The organism is Dyadobacter sp. SRI_021, assembly GCF_057586235.1.
The window spans coordinates 630,114-653,030 of sequence record NZ_JBYCZM010000001.1; the positions used below are offsets into that span (position 1 = coordinate 630,114).

General features: G+C 49.7%; 18 protein-coding genes. 10 read left to right on the forward strand and 8 right to left on the reverse strand.

Annotated features, from left to right (window positions below; translation table 11 throughout):
• Window positions 1–91: 91 nt before the first annotated feature.
• Window positions 92–502: a preprotein translocase subunit SecG gene (secG, locus tag AC2YIT_RS02480; RefSeq protein ID WP_487278137.1), complete on the forward strand. Its 411-nt coding sequence runs from the start codon at window positions 92–94 to the stop codon at window positions 500–502.
• Window positions 503–577: 75 nt separating this feature from the next.
• Here secG and AC2YIT_RS02485 read toward each other — a convergent pair whose 3' ends face one another.
• Window positions 578–1,285: a hypothetical protein gene (locus AC2YIT_RS02485; RefSeq protein WP_430842774.1), complete on the reverse strand. Its 708-nt coding sequence runs from the start codon at window positions 1,283–1,285 to the stop codon at window positions 578–580.
• Window positions 1,286–1,513: 228 nt separating this feature from the next.
• Between AC2YIT_RS02485 and AC2YIT_RS02490 the strand changes: the two genes are divergently transcribed.
• Window positions 1,514–1,810, forward strand: a complete 297-nt coding sequence (locus tag AC2YIT_RS02490; RefSeq protein ID WP_015812198.1) for a co-chaperone GroES — start codon at window positions 1,514–1,516, stop codon at window positions 1,808–1,810.
• A gap of 53 nt (window positions 1,811–1,863) precedes the next feature.
• Window positions 1,864–3,495: a chaperonin GroEL gene (gene groL / locus AC2YIT_RS02495; protein WP_430842771.1), complete on the forward strand. Its 1,632-nt coding sequence runs from the start codon at window positions 1,864–1,866 to the stop codon at window positions 3,493–3,495.
• Window positions 3,496–3,574: 79 nt separating this feature from the next.
• On the opposite strand, the gene AC2YIT_RS02500 is transcribed toward groL, so the two are convergent.
• On the reverse strand, window positions 3,575–4,246 hold the full coding sequence (locus tag AC2YIT_RS02500) for an ABC transporter ATP-binding protein (RefSeq protein ID WP_430842769.1): 672 nt from the start codon (window positions 4,244–4,246) through the stop codon (window positions 3,575–3,577).
• Between the two features lie 85 nt (window positions 4,247–4,331).
• On the opposite strand from AC2YIT_RS02500, the gene sucC reads away from it, so the two are divergent.
• Entirely contained in the window at window positions 4,332–5,555 is a 1,224-nt protein-coding gene (sucC, locus tag AC2YIT_RS02505) for an ADP-forming succinate--CoA ligase subunit beta (RefSeq protein ID WP_430842767.1), read from the forward strand.
• A 684-nt stretch (window positions 5,556–6,239) separates the two neighbouring features.
• Here sucC and AC2YIT_RS02510 read toward each other — a convergent pair.
• From AC2YIT_RS02510 to AC2YIT_RS02520, 3 genes are all read right to left on the reverse strand, one after another.
• Window positions 6,240–7,574, reverse strand: a complete 1,335-nt coding sequence (locus tag AC2YIT_RS02510; RefSeq protein ID WP_487278138.1) for a GntP family permease — start codon at window positions 7,572–7,574, stop codon at window positions 6,240–6,242.
• Between the two features lie 2 nt (window positions 7,575–7,576).
• Entirely contained in the window at window positions 7,577–8,728 is a 1,152-nt protein-coding gene (locus tag AC2YIT_RS02515; RefSeq protein WP_487278139.1) for an alpha/beta hydrolase family protein, read from the reverse strand.
• A 234-nt stretch (window positions 8,729–8,962) separates the two neighbouring features.
• Window positions 8,963–9,862 (reverse strand): diacylglycerol/lipid kinase family protein, encoded by a 900-nt coding sequence (locus AC2YIT_RS02520; RefSeq protein ID WP_487278140.1) that lies wholly within the window; start codon window positions 9,860–9,862, stop codon window positions 8,963–8,965.
• A 45-nt stretch (window positions 9,863–9,907) separates the two neighbouring features.
• On the opposite strand from AC2YIT_RS02520, the gene AC2YIT_RS02525 reads away from it, so the two are divergent.
• From AC2YIT_RS02525 to AC2YIT_RS02550, 6 genes are all read left to right on the forward strand, one after another.
• Window positions 9,908–10,945, forward strand: a complete 1,038-nt coding sequence (locus AC2YIT_RS02525; RefSeq protein ID WP_430842759.1) for an App1 family protein phosphatidate phosphatase — start codon at window positions 9,908–9,910, stop codon at window positions 10,943–10,945.
• 87 nt (window positions 10,946–11,032) lie between these two features.
• On the forward strand, window positions 11,033–11,719 hold the full coding sequence (locus AC2YIT_RS02530; RefSeq protein WP_430842757.1) for a response regulator transcription factor: 687 nt from the start codon (window positions 11,033–11,035) through the stop codon (window positions 11,717–11,719).
• A gap of 6 nt (window positions 11,720–11,725) precedes the next feature.
• Window positions 11,726–13,093, forward strand: coding sequence for a HAMP domain-containing sensor histidine kinase (locus AC2YIT_RS02535; RefSeq protein ID WP_487278141.1), 1,368 nt, complete (start codon window positions 11,726–11,728; stop codon window positions 13,091–13,093).
• Between the two features lie 89 nt (window positions 13,094–13,182).
• Window positions 13,183–14,430, forward strand: a complete 1,248-nt coding sequence (locus AC2YIT_RS02540) for a TolC family protein (protein WP_487278142.1) — start codon at window positions 13,183–13,185, stop codon at window positions 14,428–14,430.
• 53 nt (window positions 14,431–14,483) lie between these two features.
• Window positions 14,484–15,572 (forward strand): efflux RND transporter periplasmic adaptor subunit, encoded by a 1,089-nt coding sequence (locus AC2YIT_RS02545; protein ID WP_487278143.1) that lies wholly within the window; start codon window positions 14,484–14,486, stop codon window positions 15,570–15,572.
• A gap of 240 nt (window positions 15,573–15,812) precedes the next feature.
• Window positions 15,813–18,920 (forward strand): efflux RND transporter permease subunit, encoded by a 3,108-nt coding sequence (locus tag AC2YIT_RS02550; protein WP_430842749.1) that lies wholly within the window; start codon window positions 15,813–15,815, stop codon window positions 18,918–18,920.
• A gap of 129 nt (window positions 18,921–19,049) precedes the next feature.
• On the opposite strand, the gene AC2YIT_RS02555 is transcribed toward AC2YIT_RS02550, so the two are convergent.
• The 3 genes from AC2YIT_RS02555 to AC2YIT_RS02565 form a co-directional block, all read right to left on the reverse strand.
• Window positions 19,050–19,913 (reverse strand): hypothetical protein, encoded by an 864-nt coding sequence (locus AC2YIT_RS02555; protein WP_430842747.1) that lies wholly within the window; start codon window positions 19,911–19,913, stop codon window positions 19,050–19,052.
• 83 nt (window positions 19,914–19,996) lie between these two features.
• Entirely contained in the window at window positions 19,997–21,427 is a 1,431-nt protein-coding gene (locus AC2YIT_RS02560) for a two-component system sensor histidine kinase NtrB (protein WP_487278144.1), read from the reverse strand.
• 20 nt (window positions 21,428–21,447) lie between these two features.
• Entirely contained in the window at window positions 21,448–22,911 is a 1,464-nt protein-coding gene (locus AC2YIT_RS02565; protein WP_430842742.1) for a sigma-54-dependent transcriptional regulator, read from the reverse strand.
• Between the last annotated feature and the right edge of the window lie 6 nt (window positions 22,912–22,917).

Below are 22,917 nucleotides of genomic sequence, written 5' to 3' on the forward strand. Positions count from 1 at the left end.
AGGAAGTCATTAGGTCAGGTAGTAGTTCATTGATTGCACATTCACACACATTCAGTCATTCAAAATTCAGTCATTCAAAATTCTTTAAAACATGTATTTGGGTTTAATTATTCTGGTTGCCATTGTTGCAGTATTGTTGATTTTGGTCGTTTTGGTCCAAAATTCAAAAGGTGGAGGGCTTTCAAGCGAATTTAGCGGCGCAGGAACTACCCAAATGTTTGGTGTTAAAAAAACTACCGATCTACTCGAACAAATCACGTGGGGTCTGGCAAGCGCGGTGATCATCATTTCACTGGCTTCTTATATTATGGTGGGCGGTTCTAACGCCGGCGCCGGTATCAACAGTGTGAACGTGGAAAGAGCTCAGAATGCAGTAGTACCAGGCGGTAAAATCGCTCCGGCACCCGCTGCAACGGAAGGCGCCGCACCCGCGGCAGGCGAGGCTGTTCCTGCCGGCACTAAAACACCAGCTGCTACACCTGCCGACACTGCTAAGAAATAAGCGGGCATGGCCTGAAAAGAAAATCCTGCGACGAACATCGCAGGATTTTTTTTGCTCCCTTGTTTAAAGGCACATTTAAGCAACATTAATCTCCCGCAGCATCAGCCGCTCCGCCACTGGCAACAGCGTTTCCTGCAAAGGATAGTCGTATTTGGATTCCACTACGTACGTCGCCGGGTTCGGCATCTCCCGATTCCTTTTCGTAAGGTCGACCTTAATCTGAGAGACCGTGTTTCCGATGCCAATGCGGACGGTGTCGACGTAGACAGTTTTCAGGTAACGCTCCTTCAATGCATTGTACAATGCGAGCTGATACTGAAAAATACTCACCAGCGGCTGAAACGTATGCAAAAACAGCAGGTAACCTTCCTGCAAGTGCAGTGGCACAATGCCTACGGGCGAAACTTTCACATTCTCTTCGACTTCTGAAAAGCGTTCCGAGCCCTCTTCAATGGATTTGGAAAAACGCGGAATGGCGAAATCGAGGATATAATTCAGGTCGGACATGAATGAATCGTCCTGGTGCGTCTCCTCGTACTGCAACTGCCAGGTCTTGACGTCGATACCTGTCAGATTTTTGGGTAAACTGGTCCTGATCCTGCTTTTATTATTCTGGATGCTGACACAAGTGTCAAGGTGCAGCTTCAATTCTGGCAGACAAGGATGCAACCGGTTGTGTGTGAACTGGTCCCGAACGTGCTGGAAGTACGCCATCAGCACATATTTCTTGTATTCAAAATCAAAAATTCCTTCGGTAAGCCAGTTTTTATCAAGTTCTGACATAGGGTTTTTCAATTTGGTGTCGATAAAATTTAGTGAATTCCCTCGCTGAAAGCAAGATTTCAGCATTTCTGACACACAAATGACATTATAGTACTATAACGCCACCCAGGAGTACAAATTTGTCACACTACCCGGAAAAAATGTCAGAGCAGGGACACCTGGCATAGATTGTGCTATCCGGGATGGAGTCTAATCATTACTGACAATTAAAATAAACGTTTAATATTTATGTCAACTTTAGCAGAAATACAAGTGAATGTACAACCGCTAGCTGACCGCGTTCTGATCGAACCTGCCCCAGCCGAAGAAAAAACAGCATTTGGTATCATTATCCCTGATACTGCAAAAGAAAAGCCGCAGCGTGGTACCGTACTGGCAGTAGGCCCCGGTAAAAAAGACGAGCCGCTTACAGTAAAAGTTGGAGATACCGTTTTGTACGGTAAGTATTCAGGCACTGAATTGGCATATGAAGGAAAAGACGTCCTGATTATGCGCGAGTCGGATATCTACGCCATCGTAGGTTAATCTAAAACACTCAGATTCAATAGTTTCTCTTAAAGTTCAAATTATTAACAATTATGTCTAAGAAAATATTTTTTGACACAGAAGCACGCGATAAAGTAAAGCGCGGTGTGGACACCCTGGCTGACGCCGTTAAGGTTACATTGGGCCCACGTGGCCGTAACGTGGTGATCGACAAGAAGTTCGGTTCTCCAAGCATCACAAAGGATGGTGTTACTGTTGCCAAAGAAATCGACCTGAAAGATCCTATCGAAAACATGGGAGCTCAGCTGGTGAAAGAAGTAGCATCGAAAACTGCTGATTCAGCGGGTGATGGTACTACTACTGCTACCGTATTGGCACAGGCGATCTACTCGATCGGTGTGAAAAACGTAGCTGCTGGCGCTAACCCAATGGATTTGAAACGTGGTATCGACAAAGCCGTTGCTACTATCGTGAAAGATCTGGAAGGCCAAAAGAAAAACATCTCTACTTCCAAAGAAATCGCTCAGGTTGCAACTATCTCTGCCAACCATGACGAGGAGATCGGTAACATGATCGCCGAAGCGATGGAAAAAGTAGGTAAAGAAGGCGTTATCACCGTTGAAGAGGCTCGCGGAACTGAAACAGAAGTTAAAACTGTGGAAGGTATGCAGTTCGACCGTGGTTACCTGTCTCCATACTTCGTAACCAACACCGAGAAAATGGAAGCTGAACTGGAACGTCCGTTCATCCTGATCTCTGAGAAGAAAGTTTCTTCTATGAAAGAACTTCTTCCTGTGTTGGAAGCAGTTGCACAAACCGGCCGTCCTTTGCTAATCCTTGCAGAAGACGTTGATGGAGAAGCACTGGCTACATTGGTAGTAAACAAAATCCGTGGTGCATTGAAAGTAGCAGCTGTTAAAGCTCCTGGTTTCGGTGACCGTCGTAAGGCAATGCTGGAAGATATCGCTATCATTACCGGCGGTACCGTTATCAGCGAAGAGCGTGGTTTCAAACTGGAAAACGCTACTTTGGATTACCTCGGTACTTGCGAAAAAGCGATTATCGACAAAGACAACACCACTTTGGTTAACGGAAGCGGCGCATCTGAAGACATCCAGGCACGTGTTAACCAAATCAAAGCGCAGATCGAAAACACTACATCTGACTACGATCGCGAAAAACTTCAGGAGCGTCTCGCCAAATTGTCTGGCGGCGTAGCTATCCTTTACATCGGTGCTGCTACCGAGGTTGAAATGAAAGAGAAAAAAGACCGCGTTGATGACGCCCTTCACGCAACACGCGCTGCGGTGGAAGAAGGTATCGTTGCAGGTGGTGGTGTAGCGTTCATCCGCGCAACTGCTTCTCTTGACAATCTGAAAGGTTCAAACGAAGATGAAACAACCGGTATTAACATCATCCGCACGGCGCTTGAAGCTCCATTGCGTACGATCGTTTCTAACGCGGGTGGCGAGCCTTCAGTTGTGATCAACAAAGTGAAAGATGGTTCAGGTGCTTTCGGTTACAACGCGAAAGACAACACCTACCAGGATCTTTTGGAAGCTGGTATCATCGATCCTAAGAAAGTATCTCGTCTGGCACTCGAAAACGCAGCATCTATCGCTGGTCTGTTGTTGACAACAGAATGCGTTATCGCCGACGAACCAGAAGAAGCTCCTGCAGCAGGTGGCCACAGCCACGGCGGCGGAATGGGCGGCATGATGTAATCGACCTCCGTTTCTTCGGAACATATAAAAACCGGCTGTCAGGTAACTGGCAGCCGGTTTTTTGTGGTATTGAAATGATTTATGCCAAATGCTGGACCATTAACCCGTCCTGCATGACCAATCTCCTATCCGCCATTTCGGCCAGCTCTTCGTTGTGCGTCACAATGACAAAAGTCTGCCCCGTTTCGTCCCGCAGTTTGAAAAACAACTGATGCAAATCCAATGCATTATGCGAATCGAGGTTACCGCTTGGCTCGTCCGCTAGCACAATGGCCGGCCGGTTCAACAATGCACGGGCGACGGCCACGCGCTGCTGTTCACCTCCGGAGAGCTGGGAAGGCAAATGGTCCATCCGTCCGCCAAGGCCCAGCAGTTCCAGCAACTCTTTCGCGCGGGCCTGAATGTCCTTTTCATTGACATTACCATTGATATAACCCGGCATACAAACGTTTTCCAAAGCCGTGAATTCCGCAAGCAGGTTATGGAATTGGAAAATGAAACCGATCTTCTCGTTGCGGAAGCGCGCGAGCTCTTTATCCTTCTGTGTAAACACGTTAATACCTTCAATAAACACTTCGCCATGTTCCGGCCGGTCGAGCGTTCCGAGGATGTGAAGGAAGGTGCTTTTGCCTGCACCCGACGGCCCGACAATGGCTACTACCTCTCCTTTTTTCACTTCCAGATCAATGCCTTTTAAAACCTGCAATGAACCGTAAGTACGTCTGATCCCGCTCGCCCGAAGTAGCTCCATATTGAAAAGATAATTGCGCCGAAAACTCGCCCGTTTTGATTAATTCCTTAATTTGCCGTGAAAATACCAATTTACTTTTATACTCATGAATATTCACGAATATCAAGGCAAAAGCGTTCTTAAAAAATACGGTGTGCGTATTCAGGAAGGCCTCGTAGCCGACACTCCGGATAAGGCGGTAGAAGTTGCACGTGAGCTCAGCCAGCAGACAGGCACCAAGTGGTATGTTGTAAAATCCCAGATCCACGCAGGTGGCCGTGGCAAAGGCCGTATCGTCGGCAGCGAGCAGCGCGGTGTGGCGTTGGCTAAGTCGGTTGAAGATGTCAGGACCATCTCCAACAACATCCTGGGTAAAGTATTGGTAACGCACCAAACCGGTGCAGAAGGCAAGCGAGTAAACAAAGTCCTGATTGCAGAAGACGTATACTACCCAGGCCCTACCGAGCCGAAAGAATATTACCTGTCGATCCTGTTGGATCGCGGCAGAAACTGCAACGTGATCATGGCCAGCACCGAAGGCGGTATGGACATCGAAGAAGTGGCAGAACACACCCCTGAGAAAATCATCAAAGAATGGATCGATCCTAAGGTTGGATTGCAGCCGTTCCAGGCACGTAAAGTGGCATTTGCCCTGGGTCTGGAAGGTGATGCATTCAAAGAAATGGTGAAATTCATTTCCGCATTATACAAAGCTTACGTGGAAAGCGACTCGTCGATGTTCGAAATCAACCCGGTTTTGAAAACATCCGATAACAAAATCCTCGCCGTAGATGCCAAGGTGGATCTGGACGACAATGCATTGTACCGTCACCCTGAACTGGCCGAAATGCGCGACACCAACGAAGAAGATCCTTTGGAAGTAGAAGCCGGTGCCAACAACCTGAACTACGTGAAACTGGACGGAAACGTAGGCTGTATGGTAAACGGAGCCGGTCTTGCAATGGCCACCATGGACTTGATTAAACTTTCGGGCGGTGAGCCTGCCAACTTCCTCGACGTAGGCGGCGGCGCAAACGCACGTACCGTAGAAGCAGGTTTCCGTATCATCCTCAAAGACCCGAACGTAAAAGCGATCCTGATCAACATCTTCGGCGGTATCGTTCGCTGCGACCGTGTTGCTGCGGGTGTGGTTGAGGCTTACAAAGCCATCGGCGAAATCCCTGTGCCTATCATCGTTCGTCTGCAAGGAACCAACGCAGAAGAAGGCGCACGCATCATCAACGAATCCGGTCTGAAAGTATATTCAGCGATCGAATTCAAAGAAGCTGCTGCTAAGGTTTCTGAGGTGTTGGCTGAGCTGGGCGTTTAAGAAACTGCCTCAGGGCTGACGTAATATTAAAACGTTAATGTCACCCTGAGCGCCATCGATGGGTAAATGCGTGATGCAAATACCCTTCGGCTGCGCTCAGGGTGACATTCGTTTTATCTGCCTGGTCAACTATGGAAATATGCGGGTACGTTCCGTACAAACCTTTCCATGCTTATCTACAAATCTACAAATCTTACGGTGCGCTGCACCTTTACGTCTACGCTTTAATATACCACGCCCAATCTTGCAAATATTGCGGCATTCTGGCCTTTGCTAATTAAATTGAAAGGCGCAGCACCGCAAGATTTGTAATGCGGGGTATGTTCCGACAAACCTTTCCATGCTTATCTACAAACCTACAAATCTTACGGTGCGCTGCACCTTTACGTTTACGCTTTAATATACCACGTCCAATCTTGCAAATATTGCGACGCACTCCGCCCTTTGCTAATTAAATCGAAAGGTGTAGCACAGCGTAGTATTTGTAGCTGACCGAATGAGGTATATGGAAGCGCCAAGGTGCAGAGCACCGTAAGATTTGTAGAACTAACAATCGTTAATTAATCGCCCCAAGGTGCAGAGCACCGCAAGATTTGTAATACAGAGCACGGGCAGAGTTGTCAACGTCGAAAGAAAAACAATATCTGACAATACCTGACCGCCTGGCAATATCTGACGCCTCCCCTACCCGATAAGGAAATACAAAACCATTGTCACCGCAAAACTCGCAACGCCCTGCAAGCCTGTCAGAATCGTATGCGTACGGTAGGTATCCTTAGCCGAAATGCCGGTAAACTGCGATACGACCCAGAACCAGGCATCGTTTGTATGCGAAACGACCATCGCGCCGCTGCCGACGGCCATTACGACCAATGTTATTTGAACGGGCGCTACAAAACCGAGCGATGCCAGTAATGGCGCCAGGATGCTCGTGGTAAGTACCATGGCTGAGGTCGTCGAGCCCTGGGCAGTTTTGAAAAAAACGGCGATCAGAAAGGCGATCACCAACAGGTACCCTCCCGACATTTCATTGTGCAACAGCCATTCGCTCACCATATCCTTCAAAGAAGTTTCCTTCAAAATCGCACCGAATGCACCTCCCGCGCCCACAAGCACGAGCGTGGTGCCGCAATGCTCGATACCACTTTTGAAGCAAGCCATCATGCGTTGTGAGGCATTTTCGGGAAACAGCGAATAGCTGAAAAATATCGCCAGCAGGAACGAAACCAGCGGGCTGCCGAGAAAGCTCAGCCAGCGCGTAAATTCTTCCGGGAAATGCAGGATTTTGGCAAACGAGGCCAGGGTAATGAGTAATATCGGCAGCACAATGGGCGTAAATGCCTTCCACGCGGGAGGTAGCAGCTGCTCCTGGATCATTTGCGGCTCTTCCACGGCTGCGTCTTCAATCAGTTTTACATTTTTAGCGTATTTCCCGGCAAACCAGGTGGATAAGAACAGACTGGGAATGGACACAGTGAGTCCAATGATAATGACTAGTCCGATAGAATCCGGAATGCCGAGATTACCGGCGGCGGACAATGGACCGGGCGTTGGCGGGACTAATGTATGCGTCGCAAAAAGCCCGCCGGAGAGTGATAATGCAATAGTTGCAAGCGGCTTACCGGTTCTCTTCGCGACGATCTGATTAAGTTTATGCAAAATAATAAACCCCGAGTCGCAAAAAACCGGTATGCCTACGATCCCGCCAATCACCGACATCGCAAATGCGGGCCGCTTTTCTCCGAACAATTTCAAAATCACATCCGCCACTTTAATGGCCGCACCGGATTTGTCGAGAATGGCGCCTATCACGCAGCCGAGGATCACCATCAATCCTATTTTGGACATTAGTTCTCCAAAGCCTTTACCAATCGTCTCAGCCAGTTTATCAATTGGCAAGCCTGCGAAAACACCGACGCCCAGCGCCGCCAGCAGCAACCCAACGAGTGGATGCATTTTCAATACCGTGGAACTCAGAACAATAAACGCAATGGCAGCCAGTACGATGACGAATATCATGCTTACAGAAGTTTAAGCACCGCTTCGTCGCCCATTACCGCATTGGCCGGGCGTGGATGGCTGGCGTCGAAAACGGCCAGGTCTTTCTGTTCGAGTACTTTGGCCGGTTCCTCGTCAATTTGGCCGTCTTTATTCGTCACAGCTTTCAAATCGAGTTTCAGATGTTTGGCCATGAACGCATACATTGCTTTTCGCTTGGATGGACCATAGTCGTGTTTTTCATTGGCCAAATGCACGGCTTCGAGGTTATCTTTTTTGTTATAAAGCGAATAGATTTTTTGCATGAAGGGATATTCTACTTCCGGCGTATTCTTCGTCCAATCGCCGCCATCAGAGATCATGATCATCGGGCGTGGGGCTGCTAATGCGGCTATTTCTACATTATTGGTTTGATATTCACCCTTTTTGTGGATAGGCAGACCACTTTCGCACACGCAGCCACCGAAGAAATAGGCGGAAACCATCACCACAGGTACTGACACCTTCACACGGTTATCCAATGCCGTGAGCAGGAACGTCTGTGTTCCCCCACCCGATTCACCCGTGCACGCCACGCGATTCGGATCCACGCCGGGAAGGGATAGCAGGAAATCCAGCGAGCGGATGCTGTTGATCGTCTGCAATTTCAGTGCTTTGGCCATTTTGTGCTCACATTGTCTGGCATCACCCTGCCCAATCATGTCCCACACGAACACGATCGCGCCCATACGTGCGAGCGTGGCGCAGCGCTTCTGCGTTTGCTCGCGGAAGCGCCCATGCGGGTTCTCCCCATGCCCGTGCGGCGCGAGGATGGCAGCGTAGGATTTCTGCTGCTTCAATGGTCTGTATAAATTTCCCGTTACGTAGATGCCGGGCATACTTTCGAATGCGACATTTTCGATGGTATAGCCATCCATTTGCTTTTTGGAATGAATGATGGGTTTCGAGCCCGGCTTTTCCGGCAATGTCTGCAAATCCATGCCGTTGCGGATCTGCTGGCGGATTTGCGCGGCGCGGGCTTCCCATTCTACCCGGGAAGTCGGGACATGTTTTTCGAGGAATTCCTTCCCTTGTTCTTCGGTAAAATAGGCGCCCTGGCAGAGTTCGGTTTGTTCCGCCTGCACGGCCGATGTGAAACCGAGAATGCTGAAAAGAATGGTATATGCGATTTTCATAGGAATGCAGTTTGGTCAGAAAAGCATGTCATGCGAAGAGAATACTGTTACAATACGCCCATAATTGGCCCGGAGGGCCATCCTGTTTCTGGCAAAATACGATGTTGAAGATGTTCGCACCCCCAGCGGGGTATCCTATATTGTTTCACAGGAGGCCCCTCCGGAACCAAAATGTGGTTTGTAGTATTCGTGATTCCTATAAACTGGAAGCCTCTCCGGGCAGCGCTTTCGTCGCTATACGTTCGTTTCCCGCAAACCTTCCGGAATAGCCACTTTCACATACTCCTTCAATATCACCGCTTCCAAATCTTTCACAAGCCCCTTATATTCCCCGTCGATCTGGAAATGTGCTGCTTTCTGCACGCATTCGATCTTCGCCTTTTCTACGGAAATGACTTTCATGATCTCAGGGTTGAAGTCGGTGCTGCCGGCGAGGATTTTAGCGGTTTCAATGAAATCCAGCTTTTTAGCAATCACCAGCTCGAAAAAACCGTCGCACATATCCCCTATCGGATTGATACTCACACCTGTGCCGTACTTCTTAGCATTGGCAATGATTACGATCAAAGCTTCGGTTTCAAGGACTTCATCGCCGGTTGTAATTCTTACATCGAAGTTTTCGTGCTCGCTCAGCGTGCGCAGCATTTCCCGGGCGTAGCCGAGTTTGCCTCGAGTGTCGCTGTCCTCATAGTTTTTAACCAGCAATGCATTTAACCCGATATCTGCCAGATGCAGACTGATTTCGCCATTAATTGATACAGCATCTATCGTAGAAACTGTACCTCCGAATGCCACTTCCAACGCCTGATCAATGGAGCCGGATAGGCCGAAATCCACGGAAAGGCCATTAGCAGAACCGGCCGGGATAATGCATAGAATCGCATCGGTACCGTGTAGTGCCTGAGCGACCATGGAAATAGTACCGTCGCCGCCTGCTACCAGCACACGCTCCGGCCTGATATTTTCAACCATTTCACGGATGGTCTGCTGATCGTCGTCGCCGGTGGTGGTGTAAATGCGCAAATCATAGCCCTCGGCTTCCGATTTTTCAATAACCCTTTCAAAAATTACGTCCTTGTTCACGTCCCCGGAAATGGGATTTACTACCAGCAAAACTTTCGGTTGTGAAGACATATTCGATAAATTAGGGACCTGATGTCGTGGAGGATAAAGATAGTTATGAAACGTTGTGACTTAAAATTATACCGTGGCTATGCCAACAAAAAGGAACTCGTTGTGTTTGGTCATGTGGTAAAAAAATACCCTTCCGGTGACCGGAAATATACCCGACGTGGCTTTCGCTACGCCAAAACCATCATCGAGCTCTTCTCCATTAAAACTATTCCGTTTTTGAAGATTATCCTGCATTTGGGAGAAAAGACCTTTGAAACGACCGCCGAAGCCGACGGCTATTTCCGCTTCCAGGTGCCGCTTGATGCCGAAATGCCGGGCGGCTGGCATACCTACCGTGTAACGCTGGACGACGAAATGAATGGCAAAAAGTACCACGCCGAGAGCTCGGAGGAGTTTTTCATGCCTTACAAAAGCTCTTACGGCATCATTTCTGACATCGATGACACATTCCTGATCTCGCATAGTCGCCGTTCCTTCAAGAAGTTATTTGTTTTACTATCCAAAAACGTGCAGGCGCGCAAGCCCTTCGACGACGTGGTGAAGCATTACCAGCTGCTTTCGTTCGCGAGCCGCACGCACCCGCATAAGGATAGCAACATCTTCTTTTATGTGTCGAGCAGTGAGTGGAATTTGTATGACATGATTGTCCGGTTCGCGGAGCTCAATGGGCTGCCCAAAGCTGTTTTAAAACTAAAAAAAATCAAATCGGGCCTGGACGACTTTGTGATGACGGGCAGCGGATCCCATGAGCACAAGTTGCGGAAAATCCACAATATCATCAATTTTTACCCCGAATTGCAGTTCATATTACTGGGCGACGATTCCCAGAAAGACCCGGAGATTTACGAAGAAATTTGCCGCACGTTCCCGCAAAGCATCCGCGCGGTGTACATGCGCCAGACGCGCCGGCGGGCTAAGCCCGACGCCACGGCATTGCTGAAAAACATCCAGGACTTAGGTATCGATACCTGCTACTTCGCACACAGCAACAAGGCGATTATGCATTCCCTCGATCACGGCATCGTTTTCCAGTCGCCCGCCGAACCGGAAGTGAAGGAAATTGTGGAAAAAGCCGTTTCCTGACATTTCAGGGCTTCAGATTATCTGCCGGTTGTTTTTGGCGTTTTTCAGCACTTTCGTAACTTGACCTCTCCCTTTTTTGGAATAAACATGAAAAAAATCCTGATCGTTGAGGATGACCGCAGGATCGCGCAGAATATTTTCCGCGGACTGGCCGCCGAGAATTTCGAGGCGGAGATTGCTTATGACGGCATTACGGGCAAGCAAATGGCCCTAGAAAAGAAGTTTGACCTGGTGTTGCTGGACGTAAATCTGCCAGGTATGAAGGGCTACGACGTTTGTCAGCAGATCAGGATCTACAAACCGTCGCTGCCCATTATCATGCTGACGGCTTTCGGGGAAATCGAGGATAAGGTGGAAGGTCTGAACAGCGGCGCGGACGATTACATTGTGAAACCATTCGACTTCAGGGAGTTACTCGCCAGGGTGAATGCGGCATTACGCGTGTCCGACCTTTTGAATCCCGAAACTTCCGACAAAATTCTGCGCATCGCCGACCTGGAAATGAACCTCGGCACCAAGCAGGTGAAGCGGGGAGGCAACATCATCGACCTCACAGCCAAGGAATTTGCATTGCTGGAATATTTCCTGCTGCACCGCGGGCGCGTAGTCTCCAAAATGGACCTGGCGGAACACGTATGGCACCTCAATTTCGACCCCGGCACTAATGTCGTGGAGGTATACATCAATTATTTGCGAAAAAAAGTCGACAAGGACTTTCCTACCAAGCTCATCCACACCCGACCGGGCATGGGTTACATTATGAAAGAAGAATAACCTCCCATGAAGATTAAAGACCGCATCGCCCTCCAATTCACGCTCCTGGTAGCGGGGGTGCTGCTGTTGTTTTCCATTGCCATTTACAGTGTCTCGGAACATTACCGCCAGGAAGAATTTTACGATCGCCTGCGCAGCCGCGCACGTACGACCTGCCGTCTGCTCGTGAAGGTGAAAGGGATTGATAAGGACCTGCTCAAAGCCATCGACCAGAACACGCTTTCGGAAATGCTGGACGAAAAAGTGCTGATTTTCGATCCCAGAAACGAGCTGATCTATTCCAGCGTCGACGACAAGCTACTTACTTACCACACATCGCTGCTGAATGAAGTGCGCGAGAAACAGTACATGGAGTTTCACCAGGGCGAGAACGAGGTGATCGGGCTGCTCTACCAGGAAGGCGATGAACCGCTGGTAGTACTAGCGTCGGCTTACGATACTTTCGGGCATAGCAAGCTGCAAAATCTGAGAAGCACACTGGGCTGGGGGTTGCTGGCGGGAATCGCGGTGACGATCGGACTGGGAATTTATTTTGCGGGCAATGCATTGAAACCCATTAGTCGGATCAATGCACAGGTATCGCTCATTACGGCCCAGAATTTGTCCCAAAAGCTCGACGAGGGGAACCGAAAGGATGAAATCGCTCAGCTTGCGATTAACTTTAATACAGTACTTTACCGGCTCAACAAGGCATTTGAGCAACAAAAAAGCTTCGTATCCCACGCCTCTCATGAGCTCCGGACGCCGTTAGCGGCTTTGAAATCCGAAATCCAGCTCGGACAGCGGTTCAACAAGGATAATCCTGAAATTGAAGAGGTCTTTGCGAACCTGTTTTCGGATACAGAGCGACTGATCAGCATTACCAACAACCTGCTTTTCCTCGCGCGCTCGTACGAGAATATGGGCAACATGAAAATGACGCATATCCATATCGAGGATCTCGCGTTTCTGGCCAAAGAGGAGTTGCTCTCTTCCCACCCCGATTACAATGTGGTAATCGACTACGAGACCATTCCCGAGAATGAAAATCAAACCGTGATCGAAGGCAATGAGGAATTGCTCAAAAGAGTGCTCACTAACCTGCTCGACAATGCCTGCAAGTACTCGTCCGACCATAGCGCGCAGATACTGATCTCCTCCGACGATAAATCATGCATTGTAAAAGTCCGCGACCGAGGCATAGGGATCAGTGAAGAGGACCTTCCGCATATTTTCAATCCGTTTTTCAGGTCGTCCAATGCGACTGAACTTCCCGGATTCGGGATCGGGCTTTCCATTTGCCAGCGGATCGTGGAGTTGCACCATGGCACCATTTCCGTAACCAGCGAAATCGGCAACGGCAGCGAATTTCAGGTCCAGCTGCACCACATCTGACGCGCCGGTCATTCTAATTTTTTTCTAAGGTTATTTTAAGGCTGGTGTAATACCGGTGTCGGAATATCGCACATTCTAACACGGAAATTATGCGAACCTACCTCACCGGGCTCTTAGTACTCTTGACAACCGCCTTACACGCACAAGATACGCTGCGGCTCTCGATCCGGCAGGCCGACAGCCTGTTTTTGCAAAACAATCTTGAAATCCTGGCCGAAAAGTACCAGATCGACATTGCGAAGTCGATCGAAATCCAGGATAAGCTTTGGAACAACCCCACTTTCGGCGTCGAAATCAGTGCCTATAATCCTTCGCGCGGCGCGCTCGACGTGGGCAGGAACGGCCAGAAAGCATTCACGATCCAGCAGCTTATCACACGCGCGGGCAAGCGCAACAAGCAGGTGGCGCTGGACATGGAGTCGACCCGTAAAACCGAATTTCAGTTCTACAACCTCATCCGCACATTGAAATTCGAGCTGCGGCAAATCTTCTTCGAATCGTATTACCTCGAACGGACGATCGCACTGTACGACAATCAGATCGGAACGCTTACCACGACCGTCAATGCATTCGACAAAGAATATAACCGCAAGAATATCTCACTTAAAGAAGTGGTACGCCTCAAAGCGCTGCTCTTCGAGTTGACCAATGAGCGGGCCAATATCCTTTTTGAATTGCAGGAAAACCAGCGCGATCTCCGCACTTTGCTGAGTACCGACCGGCCGGTCAAATCGCTCGTAGACAGCACCGAAATCCAGCGCTATCACCTCGATCGCTACAATGTGGCTGCATTGAAAGAAAAGGCATTGCAAAGCCGTGCGGATTTAAAAGTGGCGCAATCGGAGACGAAGCAGGCAGAATTGAATTACACATTACAAAAAGCTTTGGCCAAACCGGATGTGCAGGTAGGCGCCGTATACGACCAGGCCAGCAATTACCAGAACAACTACTTCGGCGTGAATGCGTCCATTGCGTTGCCCTTCTTTAACCGAAACCAGGGTAATATCCGCGCAGCAAAAAGCAGCATCAGCTACTATAAAACCGCTGAAAATGCCAAACAGAATGCGGTAAGCAACGAGGTCGATGCCGCCGTTCAAAAAGTGGGTATTGCCGACAAGGCTTTCCAAAGTGTCGAAGGCCAGTTCACCGACCAGTTCCAGCTCCTGAGCAACGGTATCTACGACAACTTTCAGAAAAGGAACATCTCCCTGCTGGAATTCATCGACTTCATCGAGACCTACAACGAGAGCATCAAGGAATATAACCGCCTCCAAGCCGACCGCATCAAGGTCTACGAGGAGCTGAACTACGTCGTTGGCGAAGAGCTATTCAACTAACCATTCAAACTGAACATAACTTATTCACGGCATTGCCATTAATGCATTTCCCAATGAAAAATTCACTGTATGTTGTCGTGCTGGCCGCTGTGGGCGTATGGCTGACCTCCTGCGAAAAAAAGAAGACCGAAAACGACGAATCGAAGGCATTTATGCTGTCAGATACGATGATGAGCCGCATTAAAATCGACACGGTACGCACCGAGCCGGTCCGTAACGAGCTCACGCTGGTGGGTAAAGTAGTCCCTGACGAAAATCAGGTCATTAAAGTGTATCCGCTGGTAGGTGGCAATGTGGATGAAGTAGATGTGGAGCTCGGCGATAATGTCCGCAAAGGCCAGAAACTGGCCACGATCCGTTCCGGTGAAGTGGCCGATTTCGAGCGGCAAATGATCCAGGCACAATCGGATTTGCTCATCGCACAGAAAAACCTGTCCTCGACCGAGGATTTGTTCGAAAGCAAATTGGTACCCGAACGGGATGTGATCTCTGCGCGTCAGATCGTGGATAAAGCACAGGCAGAGCTGAACCGTATGAAAGAGGTTTTCTCGATCTATGGTTTAGGTAAATCCACCAACTATACGGTAAAATCGCCGATCAATGGCTTCATTATCGACAAAAACGTGAACCGCGGCATGCAGCTCCGCTCGGATAACTCCGAAAGCCTGTTCACAGTCGGCCAGATCGCCGATGTGTGGGTCATGGCCAATGTGAATGAGAGCGACATCCCGCGTGTGAAGCTGGGTATGCCTGCGGAAGTGCGCACGATCAGCTTTTCGGACGAGGTATTCAAAGGGAAGGTCGATAAGATCTACAATGTCCTGGACCCTGATACCAAGGCCATGAAAATCCGCATACAGTTGCAGAATGTAGGTTTCAAACTCAAACCGGAAATGCACGCGACCGTCACGCTCAACTTCGAGGAAGGCGAGCAAATGCAGGCGATCCCATCGCAAGCGGTCATTTTCGACCGCAGCAAGAACTGGGTAATGGTCTACCACAGCCGCACCAAAATCGAAACGCGCCCTGTGGACGTCTACCGTTCCCTCGCGAACACGACGTACGTACGCGATGGTTTGAAGCCCGGCGAAGCGATTATTTCGAAAAATCAATTGCTGGTTTATGACGCGTTGAATGATTGAATTTTGAATGATTGAATGACTGAATGACCGAATAATTGATTTAATGACCGAATGAATGAATGGCTGAATAGGGACATGTGCTTGCCTGAGGACATCTTTCATTCTTAGATTTTATTCGCTCAATCATTCAGCTATCGCTAGTATCCTTGATCATTCACTTATTCAATCATTCAGTCATTCACACATTCAATCATTCAGTCATTCAATCATTCAGTCATTCAGTCATTCAATCATTGACTCATGAACAAATTCATCCGAGGCATCGTGGGCTTTTCGCTCAAGAACCGGTTCTTCATATTCTTCATGACAGGCCTGCTCATCATTTCGGGCATTGTCAGCTACCAGAACACCCCTTTGGAAGCGTTCCCGGACGTGACCAACACGCAGATCATCATCGTCACGCAATGGAACGGGCGCAGTGCCGAGGAAATAGAGCGTTTCGTAACGGTACCGATCGAAGTTGCGATGAATTCCGTACAGCAAAAAACCAATGTGCGGAGCACGACCATGTTCGGTTTGAGCATTGTCAAAATCATTTTCGACGATGGCGTCGAGGATTTTTTTGCACGACAGCAGGTTAACAACCAGCTTCGCACCGTGTCGCTGCCCGATGGCGTGGAGCCCGACGTGCAGCCGCCTTACGGCCCAACCGGCGAGATTTTCAGGTTCACATTACAAAGCAAGGACCGCGACAGCCGCGAACTGCTTACCCTCCACAAATGGGTGATCGACCGCCAGCTCCGCAGCGTGCCCGGCGTGGCCGACGTGGTGGCATTCGGCGGCCGTGACAAGATTTACGAGGTGCAGGTAAATCCTACCAAGCTCGTAAAATACAACATTACTCCGCTGGAGGTGTACCAGGCTGTTACGAAAAGCAATATCAATGTCGGCGGGGACGTGATTGAGAAGAATGGGCAGGCATACGTAGTACGCGGAATCGGGCTGCTGAACTCCATTCCCGACATTCAGAATATCATTGTAGAATATGTGAAGGATAACCCAGTCCTGGTGAAGGATGTGGCCGATGTGAAGGAATCGGACATGCCTCGCGTGGGTCAGGTGGGACTCGATGGCAATGACGACGTTGTGGAAGGGATTGTGGTTCAAAGAAAAGGCGAAAACCCGAGCGAAGTACTGGCGCGGGTGAAGGAAAAAATTGAAGAATTGAATACCAAAATCCTTCCTCCCGACGTCAAAATGGTCACATTCTACGACCGCGACAACCTCATTGAGTTCTGTGCGCACACCGTGAAGCATAACCTCGTGGAAGGGATCGTGCTCGTGACCGTGATCGTGTTCATTTTTATGGCCGACTGGCGCACGACCGTCATTGTGTCGATTATCATTCCGCTTGCTTTGCTATTCGCATTTATGTGTTTGAAATTGAAGGGCATGTCGGCTAACCTGCTTTCCATGGGTGCGATCGACTTCGGGATCATCATCGACGGCGCCGTGGTCATGGTAGAGGGAATATTCGTGGCCCTTGATCACCTGGCGCACAGGAACGGCATGGACCGGTTCAACAAGCTATCGAAACTCGGGCTTATCAAACGCACCGGCGGCGAGCTGGGGAAAGCCATTTTCTTCTCCAAGCTCATCATTATCACCGCATTGATACCCATTTTCAGTTTTCAGAAAGTGGAAGGCAAAATGTTTACGCCACTGGCCTACACACTTGGTTTTGCATTGCTGGGGGCATTGCTTTACACGCTTACGCTGGTGCCGGTGCTATGCTCAATTTTGCTGAAAAAGAATGTGCGTGAAAAGAGCAATCCGGTCGTCCGCTTTTTCGACAACACAGTGACCAGGGGCTTTGAATGGTGCTATGCGCGCAAAAAACTGAGCGTTATCTTCGCATTTGCATTCCTCGGCGTCACACTCTTCTCCGCCAAATTCCTCGGTACCGAATTCCTGCCAACGCTCAACGAAGGCGCTTTGTGGGTGGAAGCCAAAATGCCGATGAGCAGCTCCCTGGCCGAAACCACCAAAATGGTGACCACCCTTCGGGCCAAACTGAACGAATTCCCGGAAGTGAATGGGGTATTATCCCAAACCGGCCGCTCCAATGACGGTACCGATCCGTCGGGTTTCTATTATGTGCAAATGCAGGTGAATTTGAAACCGAAAGAAGAATGGAAACGTAAGATCAGCCAGGACGACCTGATCGAGGAAATGGACGCTAAGTTGAAACAGTTCCAGGGCATTAACTACAACTATTCGCAACCGATTATCGACAACGTGGCCGAAGCAGTGGCAGGGATGAATGCCAGTAATGCGGTGAAAATTTACGGCGACGACCTCGAAACCTTGAACAACAAAGCTAACCAGGTACTGGAAGCGATCAAGAACGTGCCGGGGATCAAAGACGTGGGTATTCTGCGGAATATCGGCCAACCGGAGATCAGCGTGATCCTGCACGACCACAAAATGGCGCAGTACGGCGTAAGCATTGCCGACGCGCAAGCCGTGATCGAAATGGCGATTGGGGGTAAAACGGCGTCTATTCTGTACGAAGGTGAGCGGAAATTCGACATTCGTCTGCGCTATGAGCAGCAATACCGCCGCACGGTCGACGATATTCAGCAGCTGATGGTACCTACGCTCACAGGAGGTAAAATTCCTTTGAAAGAGATCTCAACGATCCGCACCGTTACCGGTCCCGCATTCGTGTATCGTGACAACAATAAGCGCTTTATCGGCGTAAAATTCTCCGTCCGGGAGCGCGACCTCGGCAGTACCATCGCCGAAGCGCAATCGAAGGTGAAGCCTCTGCTTTCTAGTTTGCCGAAGGGTTACTCCGTAAGCTGGTCGGGTGAGTTCGAAAACCAGGTACGGGCTACGGCGCGGTTAGGGCAAGTGGTACCGATCAGCCTGGTAGGGATATTCATTTTGCTGTTCATCATGTTCAGCAATGCCAAAGATGCCGGGCTGGTGCTGATCAACGTGCCCTTCGCACTGATAGGTGGTATCCTCGCTCTGCACGTCACGCATATGAACTTCGGTATCTCCGCGGGGGTAGGTTTTATAGCCCTTTTCGGCCTCTGCGTTCAGAACGGGGTGATATTGATTTCCGTATTCAACAAAAACCTTGCTGCACGAATGACGCTGGACGAGGCGATCAGGGAAGGGGTAAAATCGCGCATCAGGCCGGTGATCATGACGGCGTTGATGGCGGCCATTGGTTTGCTACCCGCGGCAGTTTCCACAGGCATTGGTTCCGAAACCCAGAAACCGTTGGCAATCGTGGTAATCGGCGGATTGATCACCGCCACCGTGCTCACGCTATTAGTTTTCCCGATCATTTACGGCTTCTTCAACCGGAAAATCAAGGTTTCAAAATATACATGATCTTTCAGCCTGAGTAGACCGGGCCGCCGGACGGTCGAAGTGCATAACGATCGTTGGAACGACCACGTTCGAACACGCTATTTGCAGGCCTCTGGCCGGTCTCGACCATCCGACCGGCCAGAGGCCTGCTCATATTTTCCCACTACCCTGGTTCAGATTGGAGAAATCATAGCCGATGTGGAACACATAGCGGAGTGAAATCCCGAAGTTCCAGCCGGAACCATCGCCTTCAATCCGCGCACGCTCCGTTTCCACGCCGTTCACTTTGTATATCAGGTCGGTAGTGAGAGAATTACCCATCCCCCATTGTTTACGGGCAAAAAGCGACATATCGATCGATTTCGCTACCTTGATCACATACTCGGCCGACGCTTCCACAAGGCCTGTCATGGATTTGGCAATGCGTGTGTCACTCGACATGAACAGGGTGTCCACTCCCTGCCGGCGTCCCTTTTCGCGGTAGCCCGAGAATTCCATGTAATCTTTTGATTTACCCGAATTAGGTACCAGCCCCGCGCCTGCGCTGATCCAGAATGCCGATTTACGAACACAAGGTCTCCCCCAAAGCAGCCGCATTTTTCCGCGTACAATCAGGCTGTTTTTATCGTTTTCCATCTGATATTTCAGGGGATTATCTCCGTAGATCATCAACACATTATGAATAGCCGAGCGATCGTATTCCAGCTCTACATTCCATTGTTCTTTGAAAACCCACCCAGCGGTCACACCCCAAGCCGAAACCGTCGGTGACTCGGTACCTATCAATTCGTCAAAATCGTTGTCGATCGTGTTTTTATCGTTCCGTACAAAACCACTCACGCCCACATACCAGCGGTCATGGACCTTCACATCGCCAAATTTCTTGAGAAACGATTCGGTATTATAGGGCTTGGCACCAATAGGCCTCGTGTAGCTTTTGCGATAGTAATCCGCATCCTGGGCCCGGGTCTGGAGAAATGCGGCAAAGAAGAGGATCGTAAAAATGGATTTCATAGAAGTGCTCCTTTTTTCTCTCCTTACGCGCGCTCAGGCCCGATCGTTGCATGAAAATGCTCCACTAATGAAGCTGAAAGCAATTACTTGCCAGTCTGGAAACTGATGGTAAAAGTAGTGCCCACGCCCAGCTGTGACTGCACTTCGATGCGTCCGTGGTGTGCATGGATAATGCTCATAGTCGTGGATAACCCGATGCCCATTCCATTATTTTTTCCGGTAAAATAGGGTTCGAATATCTTGTCCATATGCTCCTCGCTAATCCCCGAGCCATTGTCGACAAATATTACCTGAATGTGGTCTCCATGGTTTCTCGTTGCGATCCGGAGTATGCCCCGGTCCTCTTCCATGGCCTCGATAGCATTGGTAATGAGGTTCAGGAAAGCCATTTGCAGCGAAACCCGGTCGAGCGGTAATGCGAGCTCTTCATCAGCAAACTCGTTGACGATCTGAATCCTCTTGAGCTGTACGCGGTCGAGCGCGGCACTGATGGCCTGGCTCAACACCGAATGTACCGAACTTTCTACCAGTTCGATATCCTCCGAAGAGGACGGCTGCAGCAACTGGGTAATGAGGTCATTAATGCGCGTGCAGTTTCGCTTGATAATCTGTGTGTAGAATTTGTGATCCTCGTCGGCGAGCTCCATTTCCAGCTGCTCGGCCGAAAGGTTCACGTTCGTGAGCGGGTTACGTACCTCATGTGCGAGCATGCGCACGAGCCTGCCGGTCACAGCCATTTTTTCAGAAAACAGTCTTTCCTTTTCCGACTGCTTCCGGGCGGTCATATCGTGCAACCGGCCCTGGATATAGGGATGGTCGTCATCCACTTCCACCGATGCGGAAAACAGACAGTACTTCTTATCGGCGTCTTTGCTCAGTAAGCGCACTTCATGGTCATGAATAGGCTGGTCGGCAATGTCTTTCCAGCGCGCTGCGAACAGGGGATCATCTACCAGTTCAGTAATTTTCTTCTCCCTCAACTGCTCGCCCGAATAGCCGGTGAGAATGCTCGCAGCTTCATTGAAATCAATGATATTACCTTCAAGATCGCTGATAAACAAGAAATCATTTGATTCTTCGAACACCCGGCGATAGCGCCGTTCGCTATGGCGCAGCGCTTTCAAAACCGAAGTACGTTCCAATGCATACCGGATACTTCGTTCCAGTTTCTCGGCATCCAGTTCGCTCTTGATCAGGTAGTCTGCCGCTCCAAGGCGTAATGCTTCGACGGCAATCTTCGTATCACCTTTACCCGTGAGCAGGATAATCGGCTCCTCGCATTCAAAATTGCAGGCGAGCTCGATCAGGTCGATACCCGTATTTTCTCCGAGGAGGTAATCGAACAGGTAAAGGTCGAATTTGTTATTTCTGATCTGGATTTCCGCCTCTTTGAACGTCGCACACCAGGTGATATCGAATTTCCAGTTGACCAGATCCTGAAAATATTCACGGGTCAGGAAATAATCATCCTCGTCGTCATCCACCAACAATACCCTGATCAGTTTGCTATTCATCCCTAGTTCCTGTTCCGCTGTCAGATGTCGAATTGTTTCATTTTGTTATAAAGCGTCTTCCGGTCGATATTCAGTAAACGCGCCGCCTTGCTTTTATTGAAATTGACGTCCCGCAGCACCTGCATGATCATGTCGTATTCCGCCTCATTGGCTACGGTTTTAAGGCTTGGCTTGGCGTCATCGCCGTCCACATTATCGGACAGCAGTGATGCCGCCACCGAACTTGCCGCCGGGGCAGGCTCGTCATCCAGGTCTTTCAGGCGTTTGTAATTCACAATCTCGAACGGCAACGCCTTTTCCTCGATCAGTTCGCCATCCGAAAGCAGGGTCGCACGCTTGATCACATTTTTGAGCTCACGCAGGTTCCCTGGCCACGAGTAGTTCAGGAAATCATTTTTAACTTCTTCCGAAAACCCCTTGACATTCTTACCGAGCTCCACATTGGTTGTTTCGAGGAATGCACTGGCAAAAAGCATCAGATCATCTTTACGGTTCCGCAGTGCGGGAACTTCGATCGTGAATTCATTGAACCGGTAGTAAAGGTCTTCCCGGAACTTGCCGTTACGCGCCGAATCGAGCAGCCGCTCGTTACTCGCCACGATAATACGGACGTCCAGATCGATCTCTTTTGAACCACCAATGCGGCGCATTTTACGCTCCTGCACCACACGCAGCAGTGCTACCTGTATTTCATAGGACAGGTTGGATACCTCATCCAGGAACAGCGTACCGCCGTTCGCGAGCTCGAAATGACCAATTTTGGTCTGTAATGCACCTGTAAACGAGCCTTTTTCGTGCCCAAACAACTCGCTGCCGGCCAGCTCCTTTGAAATGGCCCCGCAGTCCATCGCCACAAACGGCATGTCCTTACGTTTCGACCGGTTATGGATTTCCTGGGCAATAGCTTCCTTTCCGGAGCCGCTTTCGCCATAGATAATCACGCTGAAATTCGTTGGAGCCACCAGATCCACCTGGCGAAAAAGGTTATCCGAAATATCGCTGTTGCCCATCACATAGCCCGCTCTTGTCCGTGGCTGACTCTTGCGCGCGGGTTTCGCTGACTCGCCATTGCCGTCGGACGACGCCGGGGCTACATATTGCTGCTCCTCGTTTTGGGAAGCCTCCGCGTCGGCAATGGCCTTCTTTACTGTAACCAAAATTTCGTCGGGGAACAGTGGCTTGGTGATGTAGTCGTATGCGCCCAGCTTCATCACATTCACCGCCACTTTAATATCCGAATAACCGGTAATGATCAGGACGGGCACATTGGGCCTTTTGGACTTAATGGTCGTCAGCAATTCGGTCCCGGTAATATCTCCGAGTCTGAAATCGGTCATGACGAGGTCGGGCGAAATGGATTCTATCAATGCGAGCCCGTCTTTGCCATTCTGGGCTGTTTCTACTATAAAATCATTTTTTGACAAAAAACGCTTCAAAAGGAAGCAAATATCCGCTTCATCATCAACAACAACTATTTTTTTCATGCCGGG